The organism is Paenalicyclobacillus cellulosilyticus (genome assembly GCF_014647315.1).
Taxonomy (GTDB): Bacteria; Bacillota; Bacilli; order Alicyclobacillales; family Alicyclobacillaceae; genus Alicyclobacillus_J; species Alicyclobacillus_J cellulosilyticus.
On the sequence record NZ_BMOY01000158.1, the window covers coordinates 1 to 233 of the forward strand.

The following is a 233-nucleotide window of genomic DNA, read 5'->3' on the forward strand; positions in this document are numbered from 1 at the left end:
TATTTAAGTAAATCATTAAATCTAAGTCCGCTTGTGATTTTATTTGCTTTGGGATTATGGGGGGCCATTTGGGGAATTTTAGGCATGTTTTTATCGGTTCCCATCACCGTTATGATGATGATTGTTTTCGCGCATTTCGAAGCAACCAGACCCATTGCTATTTTATTATCGCAAGATGGTTACGTAAAAAATAGTTATGCAAAGATGTAAAAAATCCTGGGATAAGTCCTTTG

Annotated in this window: 1 protein-coding gene; it reads left to right on the forward strand. The window is 36.1% G+C overall.

What is annotated here, in order from left to right; translation table 11 throughout:
• The coding region (locus tag IEX97_RS13345; RefSeq protein WP_188883563.1) for an AI-2E family transporter at positions 1 to 210 on the forward strand (210 nt) is incomplete at its 5' end.
• Positions 211 to 233 lie beyond the last annotated feature (23 nt).